Genomic DNA, 14019 nt, shown 5'->3' on the forward strand with positions numbered 1-14019 from the left:
TCCATCCGTTCTTTATATAGAACGTTCTATATAAAGAACAATTTGGATGCATGATGAATAAACCTATTCTCGGTTCGTTGGGTCGAACTATACAAACGTTGCGTATGGCAAAGGGGCTGTCTTTGTCTCAGCTTGCGTTAGATGCGGGACTGGCGAAGTCTAACTTGTCTCGTATTGAGCAAGGTGAGGGCAATCCGACAATTGATACGATTTGGCGTTTGGCGGTACAGCTGGATGCTCCGTTTGGGGATCTTGTTGCCAGTGTGGAATCGCCACTGGGCGAAAACGGTGTGCAGGTTAGGTTGATTGATCAAGGCGAGGGCAATCCGCGGGTTGATGTGTATTGGGTGTCTTGCGCGCCAAATACGGTTAAGCAATCCGAACCGCATATTGCTGGCACGACGGAGACTATCACGTTAATCAGCGGAAAATTGCGGGCGGGAGAAAACAATGCCCTGCACGATTTGGAGATTGGTAAAGCGCGTACTTTTGCGGCCGATGTTCCGCACTGTTATCAAACTGACGATTCATGGGCGACGTTAATGATGGTCATTACCTATGCTAAACAGGGCGATGCCAAACAGGATGTTGAATTATGAGTACGACAACGCAAACGCTTGCTGGAACACCTTGGAAGCAAGGTATTAAAGATGCGATTCCGCTACTGGGCGGTTACATTCCAGTGGCCATTTCTTTTGGTCTGATTTCCGTTCAGTCTGGCTTTAGCGTGTTAGAGACCATTCTTATCTCTACTTTTATTTATGCTGGCGCGTCACAGTTTCTCTTTGTTGCCATGGCGGCTTCTGGCGCACCGTTATGGCTGGTGGTCATTATGACGCTGCTAATCAATGCGCGTCACGTTGTTTACGGGCCAAATCTCTCACCTTACTTAAACCATGATAAGAAATGGCTACCATTAATGCATGGTTTGACGGATCAAATCTTTGCGCTGGCTCATGCCCGTTTGCCTCAGCTGCCTGAACAGGCGAGGATAGGTTGGTACACAGGTGCGGCCGTGTTGGCTTGGTTTAGCTGGATTGTGGGAACCGCACTGGGTGCTATTGCCGGTGGTGAATTGACGCAGCGCTGGCCATTAATCAACGATGTTTTGCCTTTTGCGCTACCCGCTCTGTTTTTCGTTTTAATCGTTCCACGTTGCAGTAATCCTCTATGGTCACTGACCATTATTTTGTCTGCTGTTACCGCGTTAGTGTTGAAAATATCAGGCTATCCGAATATTGCCATTCCACTAGCGGCGATGAGCGGTGCGGCGTTGTTTTACACGTTAAAAAATCAGCGCATTTTGGGAGAACAATAGGTATGGACAGTTCTATGTGGCTGGCCCTCGCCAGTATTGCCATTGGTACCTATTTGCTTCGTCTTGTGCCATATCTTTGGATGAAACGAAGTTTGGCGAAAAGACAAACAGAGGACGGTGTTGGTTCAATGCCGACTTGGTTAACGATACTAGGCCCAACCATGATCGCGGCGATGTTTGGTACGTCTTTAGTACCGGCTCATCCTGATACCTTGTCTTGGTTCGCGACTGGCGTTGGGATGCTCGCTACTTTCGGTGTTTGGACTCGTACCCGATCCATGGGTTTGCCGATTTTGTGTGGGGTCGTGGCATTTGGAATGGTAACGCTGTTTTTGCCTATATGAATAAAGGTAAATGACTCAGATAAGACATTGAAAATCGATTTGTGGTGGATGGGAAATAGAGCGTGTTTTTCGTTCGCTATAACGCTCTTTTCGGCATGTAACCTGGCTTGAAATTATTACCTAAAGCGGCGCCAAAATATTTCTTTCTATGGATGGTATGTTGCTTCCAGTCCCTGTACATTGACTATTCGACCTGTCCATTCTTTTAGGTCTTTATTGGTTACTTACAAAGCTTACCAGCGTTATTTCCTGCAATATTGGCGTTCAAATAGGAGTGCTAGATGCAATCAAAGTTTACGGTTCAGATCGATACTTTTCACAAGGTTAACAAGATTCAAAATGCGTGGTTGAATGAGGACTTTAAAGCCCTGATGACGATTATGGATTTTGACGATGATGTTGATGCAATGGATGCGGCCGAGCTTAGAGAAATGTGCATGATGTCGTTAAATGACCTTGATCCTGATGAAGCTGCGAAGGTGTTGTTAACGCATTTATTTCCTGAGTTGTCTAAAGGTAAAATAGATCAGATTAGCCACGACATGATCGACGATCGGTCATGGGAAGAGTACCCAGATTGTCTTTTTCATGAGCGTCTTTTCAATGCTTATACACTGCTGCGAGAAGCCTTTAACGGTACGTTTGCTAAACCAACGGGCGTTGAACTGACGTTTACAGTAACGGCCGCGCATGACGAAGACATGGCGATTTTTGATGAGTCGTTGCATTCTTCCATTGTGCGTTTGCTGGCGAGTGGGCAAGGCGACGATGCGTTGATTAATCGTTTATACGAAGATCAAATTCAAGGCACACAATTCCCTGAAGCACCAGGTCTTGTGTGGCAGTTGAAGCAGATTGCAGACGGCGGTTTGACGCGTCAATTTAGCTTGGTGAGTTCGTATTTCTGGATGGAAAACTTCGAGCAAGTGGACACGTTTAAAGCGGTGTCTCATGCGGATCTAGATGATTAGTTAAGCGATAATAAGCGAACAAAGACCAAAAAGCGGATCCTATGATTCGCTTTTTGCTTTTCTACGTTGATCGTCATTAAATAGGCCGATTAAGATTGTTTTTTAATATACAGGCTCCATTTTTAACGAATGTTCGAGCCCTTTTTGATTGAGGTTTAAGATGACCGATTCCCCTATACAAATTGTTTGCCAACGTTGCACCACAAAAAATCGCGTACCAAAAGACAAGCTTGGCAATAAGCCTCTTTGCGGGAAGTGTAAGCAACTGGTACTTTCAACACATCCAATTGTGGGCAGCGATGCAAATTTTAGACGTTATATTACGGACAACGGTTTGCCGGTGGTGGTTGATTTTTGGGCTACATGGTGTGGGCCGTGCCAACAATTTGCGCCTATTTTCGAACAAGTAGCGGGTGAGATGTCGACTCAAGCGTGTTTTGTGAAGCTAGATACCGAGCAGAACCAAAGCACAGCGGGTGGCTATAATATTCGTTCCATTCCGACTTTGATGATATTTCATCATGGCAAAGAAGTGGCGCGTTTGTCAGGGGCTTTGCCAAAAGCACAATTCCAACAGTGGTTAGCTCAGAATTTACCTGCTGTTTAAGTGGGGGGGGCTAGTTTTGCATTGAGTAATCCATTGGATTACAATTCGTTTTATGCAGAATACTATTACCGAATTACCAGAATACATCAAACGGGCGGATTCTTTGCTTTCTGAATCTGAACGTAAGGCTGTAATAGATTACCTTTCTGAACATCCAAAAGCTGGAGATGTCATGGAAGGTACTGGTGGTATTCGTAAGCTTAGATGGAGTCGTGGTAATACAGGGAAGAGTGGTGGTGTTAGAGTAATTTATTATTACCACGACGAGAGAATCCCCCTTTATCTTTTAACTATGTTTGGAAAAAGTGAAAGGGCTAATTTGTCTAAAACAGATAGAAATTCTCTTGCTAAATTAGTTGGCATTCTCGTTTCAATGGCTTTGGAGAAAAATTATGACTAACGCGTATGAGAGTATTGCTAAAGGGCTTCAAGAAGCAATTGACCTAAACAAGGGTAAAGATATTGCGGCTAAAACACATCGCTTAGAACCTGTTGATGTTGGTGAACTACGTCGTAAGCTTGGGTTAACTCAGTTGGAATTTGCCTCAAAATTTTGTATTAGTGTATCGACTCTACGTCACTGGGAAAGGGGTGATCGAACACCTCATGGGCCAGCATTAGCACTGTTAAATGTAGTGGTAAAAGAGCCAAAAGCTGTGATGCGGGCACTTGCTTAATACTATGTTACGCATATCTTTTTTGGCAGTTTTTTAAAACCTTAGCTTCAAATCTCAAAGTGCATTTCAACAAACTTCTCGTATAACGCTTCTTCGGTTTCACGCCTGTCTGGGTCGGGTTTTACACAATCGATCGGACAGACGGCGACGCAGGTGGGTTGGTCGTAATGACCAACGCATTCTGTGCATTTCTCATGATCGATCACGTAGATTTTAGCGCCCATGGTGATGGCGTCGTTCGGGCATTCTGGCTCGCACATATCGCAGTTTATGCAGCGGTCGTTGATTATTAATGCCATTGCGTTGCCTTTAGACTGCTGCGTTAGCGTGAGGTTGGCGAGTGGTTTGCCCTGCTTGTAGGTTTCTTAGCAAGATGCCCATTGATGCATCAATACCTTGTGGGCAAGGAATTGACACAACGTGACCGCTGCCTTTTGCGACGTCAATCGGTCGGCCGTGTTTGTCGTTCAGTTCCGCTAATAGAAAGGTGATATTGCCTTTGGGTGTCATCAGTTCCAAGAAATCGCCCACACTAAAGCGATTTTTTACATCGATGGTTAATGAGTGGCCGTTGGTTTCTATGATGTCGCCGACAAACTGTTGCTGTTCGCTGATGGAATTGCCGGTTTCGTAGTTTTGCAAATCAACATGACGGTGGCGTTGTAAAAAGCCGTCTGTATAGCCTCGGTTAGCGAGGTTTTCTAAGCTGCTCATCAGACCTTTATCAAAGCGTTTGCCAGCGACGGCGTCATCAATGGCTTGGCGATAAATCTGTGCGGTTCTGGCGCAATAATAAAACGACTTGGTACGGCCTTCGATTTTTAACGAATGCACGCCCATTTTGACCAAACGCTCGACGTGTTGAATGGCGCGTAAGTCTTTCGAGTTCATGATGTAGGTGCCGTGTTCGTCTTCAAACGCGGGCATGTATTCGTCTGGTCGGCCGTGTTCTTGCAATAAAAAGAGCTGATCGCTTGGCTCTTGAATTTGTACAGAAGAGTCACTGCTGGCGATGATCTGTCCAACGTCGTCTTGTGTCGCTTCGTGGGCGTTGTATTGCCAGCGACAGGCGTTGGTGCAAGCACCTTGGTTTGGGTCACGTTTGTTCATATAGCCTGACAGCAAGCAGCGGCCAGAATACGCCATGCACAAGGCGCCATGGACGAAGACTTCCAGTTCCATTTCAGGCACTTTTATACGGATTTCTTCGATTTCATCCAGCGATAACTCACGCGATAAAATAACGCGGGATATGCCTTGTTGTTGCCAGAACTTGACCGTTGCCCAATTCACCGCGTTGGCTTGTACGGATAGATGAATTTGCTGATCGGGAAAGGCGTCGCGAACCATCATGATAAGGCCCGGATCGGACATAATGATTGCGTCTGGTTTGAGGTCAATAACAGGGCTTAAATCCTGAAGGTAGGTTTTTAGTTTCGCGTTATGAGGTGCGATATTGCTGACCACGTAGAGTTTTTTACCCAGTGCATGGGCTTCATTGATACCAATGCCCAGCTTTTCTAAATCAAATTCGTTATTGCGAACTCGAAGCGAGTAGCGCGGTTGTCCGGCGTATACCGCGTCTGCGCCGTAGGCAAGCGCATATCGCAAGTTCTTTAACGAACCTGCAGGCGACAATAACTCTGGTTTAAAGCTTGCTTGTTGAAACATTTTCTCTTGAGACATAAGGCGCACCGATCAATCAAAACGCGCGGAGTTTACCTGTGTGTTAGTTGAACTCAAGTGCTGGCGGTGGGATTGCTTGTTTAAATAAAGTGGGTTTGATGTAGGTCAAAAATTTAAGAAAAACCATAAAAAAAGCGGATCATGTGATCCGCTTTTTTAGGTTTTTATGACACTTGGCTTAATGGTATGTATACGGCCAGCATTAAGCCGTTAAAGCATTGTGATTAAAGGGCCAGTTTTGCTGTTAAAAGCATTTGACGAGAATCACCCATTGAAACAAAGTACTTATTAGTTGATGACGTGTAATACACCTTATCAAACAAGTTTTTAACATTTAACTGCCAAGTAAGGTCTTTACCTTGGAACGTTGTTTTATAGGTGGCGAACACATCTGCTATTGTGTAAGACGGCAGAGTAAATGAGTTGGCTGAATCGCCTGCACGATCATCAACATAGTGGAACCCGCCGCCAACGGAGACTGCATCGTTCACCTGGTAGTTGGAAGACAGTGAAGCGGTATTTTTTGCTACATTCACTAGGCGATTACCTTCGTAATCTGGATCTTCCGTTGTGATTGCGTCGATATAAGCGTAGCTGGCAATCAATTGTAGTTTCTCTGTTACTTGACCAGAGACATCCAGTTCGATACCTCGTGAACGTGCTTTACCTGATGTACGCCATTCAGATTCACTTGTTGCATCATTGTATTCAGATACAAGAACGTTTTCTTTATGAATATCGAAAACCGCAAGTGTTCCAGTGATGCCATTCTTTAATTGTACCTTGGTACCTATTTCGTAAGATGTTGATTCTTCAGGTGTTATACTAGAGTCTACAACGATACCGCTTTTGGCAGCGATGGTTGATGTTGGTTTTAGGGATTGTGTGTAGCTGGAGTATAAAGACACCTCTGGTGTCACTTTGTACACTACACCAAGACGAGGTAATAACTTATGACCAGATAGATCGGTATTGGTATTAAAAGGACGACCTTTACCAGCAACTTGGTCGTAAGAAAGGAAGCGTGCACCAGTAGTTAATAGCCATTTATCTGTCAAATGCAGCGTATCTTGAAAGAAGACAGAGGTGTTTTTTAATTTGTCTGTTTGGTCGCTGGCGCTATCGTCAACGGTAGTGGATTCTCCAACGGTGCCGTAAGTTGGGTCAAGGTAGTTAAAAGAGCCAGCGATAGCATCTCGAACCATGTTTTCACGGAAATACTCTCTAGACTCATGATCAACCCCTACCATGATGTCATTCGCCATGCCCGCCATATCAAAATGACCATTTAGGTATACGGTTGAGAAGCTGTCGGTACTGACTGCATCATGTGTGCCTGAATTTTTACGGGTTAATGTACCTGTGGTTGTATCAATAGCGGTGACACGCAATTGGTTAGCATTGTATTTCTCTTCGTTGTAGCTGTAAGCCGCGTGCAGTTTCCAATCATCGTTTAAGTAATGATCGACAGATGTTTGGAAAAGCTGTGAATGACCTTCCATCGTATTGACGGGTTCATCTAGGCGGCGCGTAGCAGGGATATTAAGAGGTTTGTTCGTCGTTGGGTCAATGACAGTCCCACGGTCTGAAGGGTAGAGAAAATCACGGTATTCGTAAGAAATCAGTACTTCAGTATTTTCTCCAAACCAGCGAATAGACGGAGCGATTAGTTGTTCTTTTCGCTTGCCGAAGTTGCGCCAATAGTCTTCATCAACAGCATCAAGAATCAGTCGATATGCAACATTTGATTGTCCAATTTGACCTGTTGAATCAAGTCCTAAAGAGCTTCCATTCTTTCCACTACCATAAGTGGAAAGGCCTGCAGAAAGTATATTGGCGCTTTCCATTTGAGGTTTTTTAGAAACAATGTTGATGACACCACCTGGATCCATGATGCCATAAAGTAGAGAGGCTGGTCCTTTTAATACTTCTACACTTTGAGCTGTGTCGTTAAAGCTGCGTCCTTGAATAATCGGTGCGCCGTTACGTAATATCGAACCATCCCTGTTGCCACCAAAACCTCGTTTCATGACAGTGTCTTGGGTGCTGGCAAGTGTATTACCTTGGGTAATGCCACTGACATTCGCTAAGGCATCATCTAAGTTTTTAGGAAGCAGATCGTTAAGCACCTCTTCCGGTACGATGTTGATGGCCTGAGGTATATCAATGATCTGCGTATCAGACTTCATAAGGTAAGAAGATAGAACAGGTTGGTAGGTTTCAGAGGTTGCTTCGCTGTTTACTTTGTCTCCGACGACTTTAAGCGGTGGAAGTGTCGTTTCACTAGTGGTGCTATTTGCAGACTCGTCTTCTGAAGTATCAGCAGAAGCCGTGTTGCAAATTAAAGCGCTAGAAACCAACAAAGAGGCAAAGAGTGCTGTGGATACATTAAAAGGAGAGTGGCGATTGGAAAAAAAATTCATCAACGTCATAAAGCAGCCAAATAGATAGGAATGAGGCGCGCATAATAATATTTATGAGAATCATTTTCAAATGAGAATTAATATAGAAAACGTTCAAAACGCTATGTCTACTATTTCGACGGTGATTTTACAGAAAGAAAGGAACGTGTTTGGGGGAGAAAAAATAGAACTGTTAAAGCCATAACGGTTAAAACAGTTCTATTTCAAAAGCGCTACGCTTTTTCGGCAGCGAGTCTTGTCGCTTTAATATAGCCTTGAATGGTGTCTTTTAATTGAAGGCGTTGTTTCTTCAATTTTTCTTCTTCTGCTGTGGTGGTAGGGATGATCTCTTGCTCCCTTTTTTCCACTTCTTTTGTTAAGTGGTTGTATTCTTCATAGAGCTTTTTGAAGTGGGCATCGTCCATTTTTAGTTGGTGAATGTCGTCTTTAAACTCTGGAAATTCGTTGATTAAGCTGTGGTCTTCGATTGGCATATTTGCCTCCTGTCTGTGTTTGCTTTTATCTTAGATTAGCCTAGTTGAGTTGATCGATTCTTGATGCGGATCAGTTTTTCCTCATACTATTACAAACAGTAATAGTCTGTTTCACACTGTTTTCAACGCTGAACCTTCAGTTTATGCAAGGTTTCATTTTTAGGTGGCTTTCTTTGCTGCATTTTGACGAAAAAAACCGCAGCGGTTTTACTCGCGCGGCTTTGATGGTTTGTTTGTGATAATGCGTTGCTGCAAATAGCGGCGTTAAAAATTCAATTCAACCCTTGCTTTGCTGGATTTTGATAAGTCGATTTCCGGTGAACAAAGATAGATGCGAGACGAGCTGATGCCCTCGTTGACCAAGTAATCTTTTAAGGCTTCCGCTCGTTCTTGCCCCAGTGCAGTGGCAATTTCTGCGGTTGCGTTATCAATGGATGCGGGCGATTTTTCAAATCCTAAATCCACATAGCTCGCTACGCCACAGGCTTTTAATTGGCTGTCTTTTTTGTCTTTCATTAAGGCGACAAGCTGTTTTAAGAAAATCGCTTGGGAAGCATTTAATTGACCATCTTCAGGGTCAAACAGCAGTGGCTCGACTCGAATTTTCAATAATTGATCGCCTGCGAATTGCGCGATGCTAATGACATTCGCGTAGGGCACAAAGGTTTGCATTAGATAGTTACTCGATGCTGTGTAGAGGGCTTTTTTGACGGGCAACAGTAAAAAGCTTTTCCAGCCAAATTCTGGGTTATCAATGTCACCCGACAGTGGGATTTCTAAGTCTATGTTGTTGTCGCTGTCTTTTAGAATGCTCACCGCAATATTAAGAGGAACCGCACCGGCTTTGATGGCGGTGCTGCTGTCTTTGCGCCCGCCTAAATCAAACTCTCTTAATAGAATGTGCGAGTTTCCGTCTAATACGCCATTGTCTGAATGCAGCTTAAGGTCTAGGTCTAATTGCCCAGAATCGATTTGATAACCAAGCACATTGGCAATGTAAGAAGAGTAGGGTGGCAGCTCGGCTTCTTTGATGATCAATTCACTTTTCATGGTAAGTCGATCGGCCAGCGGCCAAATTGTCAGGTCACTTTGCAAGGTTGCGTACTTTCCGCTGCGCGCTTTCAGTGCCAATACCGTCGCTTGGTCCTTGTTCAGCGTGTTGATGTTTCTGATCGATAAGGTTTCTATTTCTAACCTGCGCTGTAAGGCCGGCGAAATGCTTTTGTCTTGTACATTAACACTTGAAGCGCCGGTTACGTCGTAGGCATCCAAAATGACGTAATAGGGCGCTTTAAAGGCTGGATCTTGTTCATTGATGGTGTTTTCAACGTCTTTTGCTTTGGGCGCGCTGGCGCTGCTCAATGGTGTGTCTGGGTTGTCTTTTTGATCTTCATTGATAAAAACCAGATTCTCTATGCGTTTTTGGTTATCAATAATAAGGCTGACATTGAGCGAATCGGTTGTGATGCTGTGGATACTTGCGCCATCTTGATTGGCGTCCAGTTTGTTGATCGTGATGAGCCCAATTTGACTTAGCGGTGGTTGTTTTTGTGTGTCTGTTGAATCGGCCAGCGCTTGAGAAAAAATCAATTCGGCGATGTTTAAGGTGCCTAGCGTAACGTCAAAGTTTTGTTCCTGCTGAGTAAATGAAAGGTGGCTGATGTCTGCGCTTTTCCAGGATGCAATGCGCTTTTTATCGGTTAACAGACTGTCGAGTAACTGGCTGAAAACGTTTAGATTGACGCCTTTTACGATGGCTGGCTGTTGGCCTTCTTGATCAAAATCGAGCTGTTCTGCGGTAACGGTTGCAGATCCTAGCGAGAATTGTTTGCCGTCAATTTGTTTGGCCTTTAAGCCTTCAATATTGATGTCCAAAGCGGTATTGCTTGCCGAAATGTCTGCGCCATTTTTATGCATAGACAGCGTATTGGCTAGATTGAAAATATCATAGTGCGCGGTATTACCAGCTTGCAAAACAGACAGGTTACTACTTTGAATCTCGGTCGATAAGGACACCGTCAGTGCGTGTTGAGGATCCATCATAAAAGCCACATCCGTTAAGCTAACCTGAATCTGTTGGTTTTCCACGCCCAGACTGTCGAGCGCGATCGATAAGTCGCTCATGTCCATTTGGGTTGAGTCACTTTTTGCTGTAAGACCCAGTTCATTTTTTTGTACATCAAAGGGTGTCGTAAGCGCGAGATGCCCAAATTGCATCACTTGATCCGCTTGAGTAAAACGTGATTGTTCTGATTGAAGCGCAAGTTCACCCGTAAGTGACAGTTGATCGGCCGAGATAAAATCGATCGTAGATTGCGTCAGTTTAAGCGTCGTCGACGTGGTACTGACGCGATCTTTTTCATTTATATTGACGTCGAGATCGGTGGCTTGAGACTCAATATTTAGCTTAGTAAGGGTGATTTTAGGAGCGCCCTCGTTTTGTTTGAAATCCAGATCGACACTTCCCGCTAGGCTAAATTCGCCTTTGCTGTCTTGAAAGGGGTCAGGTAAAAAATGACGAAAGCTGTCTATTGGTAGGTGTGTGTCTGTTACGCTGATAGTGGCCTTGGCGTGTTCAGGGGTGTAATTGACGCGACTGTTAACGGTCAGTGCGGCTTGGTTTACCATAGCAGAGAGGGCAACATTGCCTTTCCAAGTCAATGCCTGCCCCGATAATCCCTTGACGGTGAAAGACGACAAGGTGAATGTGTCTTGTGTCGCTGGTATCGCGGCGTCTTGCTGGCGAGACAGATTCACTTGGCTGTTTGTGACGCTAAAAGACGGCAGTTTTATATTCCAAGGGGCGTTTACATTGGCGGTGTCATTGCTGGCTGCTGGCGCTTCTGTTGTCGGTTCTTCATTTTCCGTTAGATATTGAGTGGTATTGATACCCGCCACGATCCAGTCTTTCTCTTGCTGAACGATCTGTAGCGCCAGTCCTTCAATGCGAGCTTGCGTAATGTGGATTGTCTTTGTAAAAAGCGGCCATATTTCCATTTCGACAACCGCGCGCTTCAGCGTGAGAGTGTCTTGGGATTGGTCATTAATAGTGAGGTTCTTTAGATCAATCTTTGGCGGAAAAAAGTCGATGGAAAATTTTTCGATGGACGCATCTTGGCCTTGCTCTAGGAAGTATTCTGAAAGGTAGTGTTTTGCAACAAAAGGAGCGGCCAACCATAACGCTGTGATTAAGGCGGTAATAATCGCAAAAGGATAAAAGACAAAGTGTCGAAAGTGTCGGCGTGTCATTATATTTGCCTTTAAAAAATGTTTTTGGTTGGGATTAAATGGGGTTGTCTTTATCGTCTTCGTTTTCTAAACGTGCATTGTTTTTAGGTGCTTCAGTGCGTATTGGCATTCTTAATAAATAAATACTGACACAGATTCCGATAGTCACCAGTCCTATGGTTGCCCAAAAGCGCGACACAATAAACATGGAAATGGCCATGCCCGCCCACATAAACAGAATAGCACGATTTCTTGATCGCCTTGGAATGCCATCAGAGGATTGCCAGTCATGCACAATGGGGCCAAAGAATTTGTGTTCAAGCAGCCAAGTATGGAATCGTTCAGAGGATTTAGAAAAGCACCAGGCCGCCAATAAAACAAGCGGAGTGGTGGGAAGAAGAGGGAGGAATATACCGATAATGCCGGTTACGAGGGAAAGCCACCCTAATATTAAATAGAAAATTCGCTTTCCTTGCATAGGGAGACCCACCATATAGATAAAGAAAAAACGAACCTTAGAAAATAAGGTCCGTTTTTATTTTTGCACTATTTGCCAGAATTGAAAATGGCGGCCATGTTGTCTTCTTGAACTTCGTTTTCAACAAGAGGCCAGCCTCCAAGACGTTTCCATTTGTTCACCATTTCACAAAACAACTCAGCGGTTTTTTCTGTGTCGTATTTTGCGGAATGGGCTTCAGAATTGCTGAATGGAATCGCGGCGGCTTCACAGGCTTTCGCTAATACAGTTTGCCCATACACCAAGCCCGCTAAGCTTGCGGTATCAAAGCTCGAAAATGGGTGGAACGGGTTACGTTTTATGTCTGCTCGCTCAATGGCTGCATTTAAAAAGCCATGATCAAACGCCGCGTTGTGACCCACTAAAATAGCGCGTTTACAGCCAACAGATTTTAATTCTTTGCGGACTTTTGCAAACATTTGAGTCAGCGCTTCGTCTTCTGGAATATCTTGTCTGTCTGGTGCAAAAGGATCAATACCAGTAAAGTCTAACGCCGCTTTTTCAAGGTTTGCACCTTCAAATGGCTTGATTAAAAACTCTAATGTTTCATGGATATAGAGGTCGCCATTTTCATCCACTCGCAGGATACTGGCAGCCATTTCGAGTAATGCATCGGTTTTTTGATTAAAGCCTGCGGTTTCTACGTCGATAACAACCGGTAGGAAGCCGCGGAATCGATCTTTGATTTCATGGTTTGACAAAAGATGGTCCTTAATTCTGCCGCTTGATCAACAGTGACGGTGTACAATAGGATCGGATCATAACACAATTGATAATGCTTGAACGAGATGTCTAAATGGGAATTACCCAACAACTTCTAATTCGCACTACGTTTTTACTGGCTGCTTATGCCCCATTTGGGCAAGCAAATGCATTAACGCATTACCAATCCGATATTTCGGATTCTGAGTGGTTACTTTCGGGTGATATTTTTTCGTGCAGTTTAACGCACCCCGTTCCTCATTATGGCGAAGGTCATTTCATAAAAGAAGCCGGTGAACCCATGAAATTTATTTTGCAGCCGCAGAATGAAAAACTGGGTCCGGGTCAGGTGTATATTATTTCTCAGGCGCCTGATTGGTCGCCCGGTATAAAACCAGAAACCCTTGGCATTCTTCCCTATCCTGGTTATGGGTTGACGGTGGAAGTGGGCGGTAAAGTAGCAGAAAGAATGCTGACCAGCTTGGATCGAGGTCGTCATCCTATTGTGGCGGGAACGGCGTGGGAAAATAACCGTGAAACCGTTGAAGTGAGTTTGTCGAATATTAACTTTGCGCCTGCCTACAATGAATTTCGTCGTTGTTTATCGAGTTTATTGCCGGTCAATTACGATCAAATCGCACGAACGGCGGCTTTATTTCCACCTAACGGCGTGAACCTAACGGATCGTATCAGGGCGCGTTTGGATTTGGTGGCCTTGTATGTATCATCAGACCCTAGTGTTGGTTATATTTACATTGATGGTCACTCTGATTCATTGGGTACTCGACGAGAAAACCGTGAGTTATCAAAAACGCGTGCGGAAAAAGTCACGGCGTATTTACTCGAAAAAGGCGTGCCAGCAGACAAAATAGTGTCTCGTTATCATGGTGAACGTTATCCTTCGACCACAAATAGAACATCGCAAGGTCGAGATCGAAATCGACGCGTTACGATACGTTTAGAAAAAAACGATGAGAGTTGATTTCTAAAACGTTTTGATTTTCTACGGTTTCCAAAAAAAGCGCCCTGTTTCGCTCAATAATGTACGCGAGACGGGGCTTTTTACTTGCTAA

15 protein-coding genes are annotated in these 14019 nt (G+C 44.4%); 8 read left to right on the forward strand and 7 right to left on the reverse strand.

Annotated features, from left to right (window positions below; translation table 11 throughout):
- Positions 1 to 53 precede the first annotated feature (53 nt).
- From D104_RS20075 to D104_RS20105, 7 genes are all read left to right on the forward strand, one after another.
- Positions 54 to 599 (forward strand): helix-turn-helix domain-containing protein, encoded by a 546-nt coding sequence (locus tag D104_RS20075; protein WP_024022410.1) that lies wholly within the window; start codon positions 54 to 56, stop codon positions 597 to 599.
- Complete coding sequence (locus D104_RS20080) at positions 596 to 1318, forward strand: AzlC family ABC transporter permease (protein WP_024022411.1); 723 nt, start codon at positions 596 to 598, stop codon at positions 1316 to 1318. Before D104_RS20075 ends, D104_RS20080 begins: the two co-directional genes overlap by 4 nt.
- Positions 1319 to 1320: 2 nt before the next feature.
- Entirely contained in the window at positions 1321 to 1662 is a 342-nt protein-coding gene (locus D104_RS20085) for an AzlD domain-containing protein (protein ID WP_024022412.1), read from the forward strand.
- A 281-nt stretch (positions 1663 to 1943) separates the two neighbouring features.
- A complete protein-coding gene (locus D104_RS20090; protein WP_024022413.1) occupies positions 1944 to 2633 on the forward strand; it encodes a hypothetical protein in 690 nt (229 codons plus the stop codon).
- A 160-nt stretch (positions 2634 to 2793) separates the two neighbouring features.
- Positions 2794 to 3240: a thioredoxin TrxC gene (gene trxC / locus D104_RS20095; protein ID WP_024022414.1), complete on the forward strand. Its 447-nt coding sequence runs from the start codon at positions 2794 to 2796 to the stop codon at positions 3238 to 3240.
- A gap of 52 nt (positions 3241 to 3292) precedes the next feature.
- Positions 3293 to 3640: a type II toxin-antitoxin system RelE/ParE family toxin gene (locus tag D104_RS20100; protein WP_024022415.1), complete on the forward strand. Its 348-nt coding sequence runs from the start codon at positions 3293 to 3295 to the stop codon at positions 3638 to 3640.
- Complete coding sequence (locus tag D104_RS20105; protein WP_024022416.1) at positions 3633 to 3917, forward strand: helix-turn-helix domain-containing protein; 285 nt, start codon at positions 3633 to 3635, stop codon at positions 3915 to 3917. The genes D104_RS20100 and D104_RS20105 overlap by 8 nt, the downstream gene beginning before the upstream one ends.
- A 47-nt stretch (positions 3918 to 3964) precedes the next feature.
- Here D104_RS20105 and D104_RS20110 read toward each other — a convergent pair whose 3' ends face one another.
- From D104_RS20110 to rnt, 7 genes are all read right to left on the reverse strand, one after another.
- On the reverse strand, positions 3965 to 4216 hold the full coding sequence (locus tag D104_RS20110) for a YfhL family 4Fe-4S dicluster ferredoxin (RefSeq protein WP_024022417.1): 252 nt from the start codon (positions 4214 to 4216) through the stop codon (positions 3965 to 3967).
- 10 nt (positions 4217 to 4226) lie between these two features.
- A complete protein-coding gene (gene trhP / locus D104_RS20115) occupies positions 4227 to 5603 on the reverse strand; it encodes a prephenate-dependent tRNA uridine(34) hydroxylase TrhP (protein ID WP_024022418.1) in 1377 nt (458 codons plus the stop codon).
- Between the two features lie 224 nt (positions 5604 to 5827).
- Entirely contained in the window at positions 5828 to 8035 is a 2208-nt protein-coding gene (locus D104_RS20120) for a TonB-dependent siderophore receptor (protein WP_024022419.1), read from the reverse strand.
- A gap of 203 nt (positions 8036 to 8238) precedes the next feature.
- Positions 8239 to 8499 carry a YdcH family protein gene (locus tag D104_RS20125; protein ID WP_024022420.1) on the reverse strand — a complete coding sequence of 87 codons (261 nt, stop codon included), beginning with the start codon at positions 8497 to 8499 and terminating at the stop codon, positions 8239 to 8241.
- 264 nt (positions 8500 to 8763) lie between these two features.
- Positions 8764 to 11748: a DUF748 domain-containing protein gene (locus D104_RS20130; RefSeq protein ID WP_024022421.1), complete on the reverse strand. Its 2985-nt coding sequence runs from the start codon at positions 11746 to 11748 to the stop codon at positions 8764 to 8766.
- 34 nt (positions 11749 to 11782) lie between these two features.
- Positions 11783 to 12205 carry a YbaN family protein gene (locus tag D104_RS20135; protein ID WP_024022422.1) on the reverse strand — a complete coding sequence of 141 codons (423 nt, stop codon included), beginning with the start codon at positions 12203 to 12205 and terminating at the stop codon, positions 11783 to 11785.
- A 68-nt stretch (positions 12206 to 12273) separates the two neighbouring features.
- Positions 12274 to 12945 carry a ribonuclease T gene (gene rnt, locus D104_RS20140; protein ID WP_024022423.1) on the reverse strand — a complete coding sequence of 224 codons (672 nt, stop codon included), beginning with the start codon at positions 12943 to 12945 and terminating at the stop codon, positions 12274 to 12276.
- A gap of 95 nt (positions 12946 to 13040) precedes the next feature.
- On the opposite strand from rnt, the gene D104_RS20145 reads away from it, so the two are divergent.
- Entirely contained in the window at positions 13041 to 13928 is an 888-nt protein-coding gene (locus tag D104_RS20145; RefSeq protein WP_024022424.1) for a flagellar protein MotY, read from the forward strand.
- Positions 13929 to 14019: the final 91 nt, after the last annotated feature.

The sequence above is a fragment of the Marinomonas profundimaris genome (assembly GCF_000508165.1).
Lineage (GTDB): Bacteria > Pseudomonadota > Gammaproteobacteria > Pseudomonadales > Marinomonadaceae > Marinomonas > Marinomonas profundimaris.

Excerpts from the sequence above, each read along its gene's own strand:
- D104_RS20075 (WP_024022410.1), top strand. The coding sequence starts at position 54 with ATGAATAAACCTATTCTCGGTTCGTTGGGTCGAACTATACAAACGTTG.
- D104_RS20080 (WP_024022411.1), top strand. The coding sequence starts at position 596 with ATGAGTACGACAACGCAAACGCTTGCTGGAACACCTTGGAAGCAAGGT.
- D104_RS20085 (WP_024022412.1), top strand. The coding sequence starts at position 1,321 with ATGGACAGTTCTATGTGGCTGGCCCTCGCCAGTATTGCCATTGGTACC.
- D104_RS20090 (WP_024022413.1), top strand. The coding sequence starts at position 1,944 with ATGCAATCAAAGTTTACGGTTCAGATCGATACTTTTCACAAGGTTAAC.
- trxC (WP_024022414.1), top strand. The coding sequence starts at position 2,794 with ATGACCGATTCCCCTATACAAATTGTTTGCCAACGTTGCACCACAAAA.
- D104_RS20100 (WP_024022415.1), top strand. The coding sequence starts at position 3,293 with ATGCAGAATACTATTACCGAATTACCAGAATACATCAAACGGGCGGAT.
- D104_RS20105 (WP_024022416.1), top strand. The coding sequence starts at position 3,633 with ATGACTAACGCGTATGAGAGTATTGCTAAAGGGCTTCAAGAAGCAATT.
- D104_RS20110 (WP_024022417.1), bottom strand. The coding sequence starts at position 4,216 with ATGGCATTAATAATCAACGACCGCTGCATAAACTGCGATATGTGCGAG.
- trhP (WP_024022418.1), bottom strand. The coding sequence starts at position 5,603 with ATGTCTCAAGAGAAAATGTTTCAACAAGCAAGCTTTAAACCAGAGTTA.
- D104_RS20120 (WP_024022419.1), bottom strand. The coding sequence starts at position 8,035 with ATGACGTTGATGAATTTTTTTTCCAATCGCCACTCTCCTTTTAATGTA.
- D104_RS20125 (WP_024022420.1), bottom strand. The coding sequence starts at position 8,499 with ATGCCAATCGAAGACCACAGCTTAATCAACGAATTTCCAGAGTTTAAA.
- D104_RS20130 (WP_024022421.1), bottom strand. The coding sequence starts at position 11,748 with ATGACACGCCGACACTTTCGACACTTTGTCTTTTATCCTTTTGCGATT.
- D104_RS20135 (WP_024022422.1), bottom strand. The coding sequence starts at position 12,205 with ATGCAAGGAAAGCGAATTTTCTATTTAATATTAGGGTGGCTTTCCCTC.
- D104_RS20145 (WP_024022424.1), top strand. The coding sequence starts at position 13,041 with ATGGGAATTACCCAACAACTTCTAATTCGCACTACGTTTTTACTGGCT.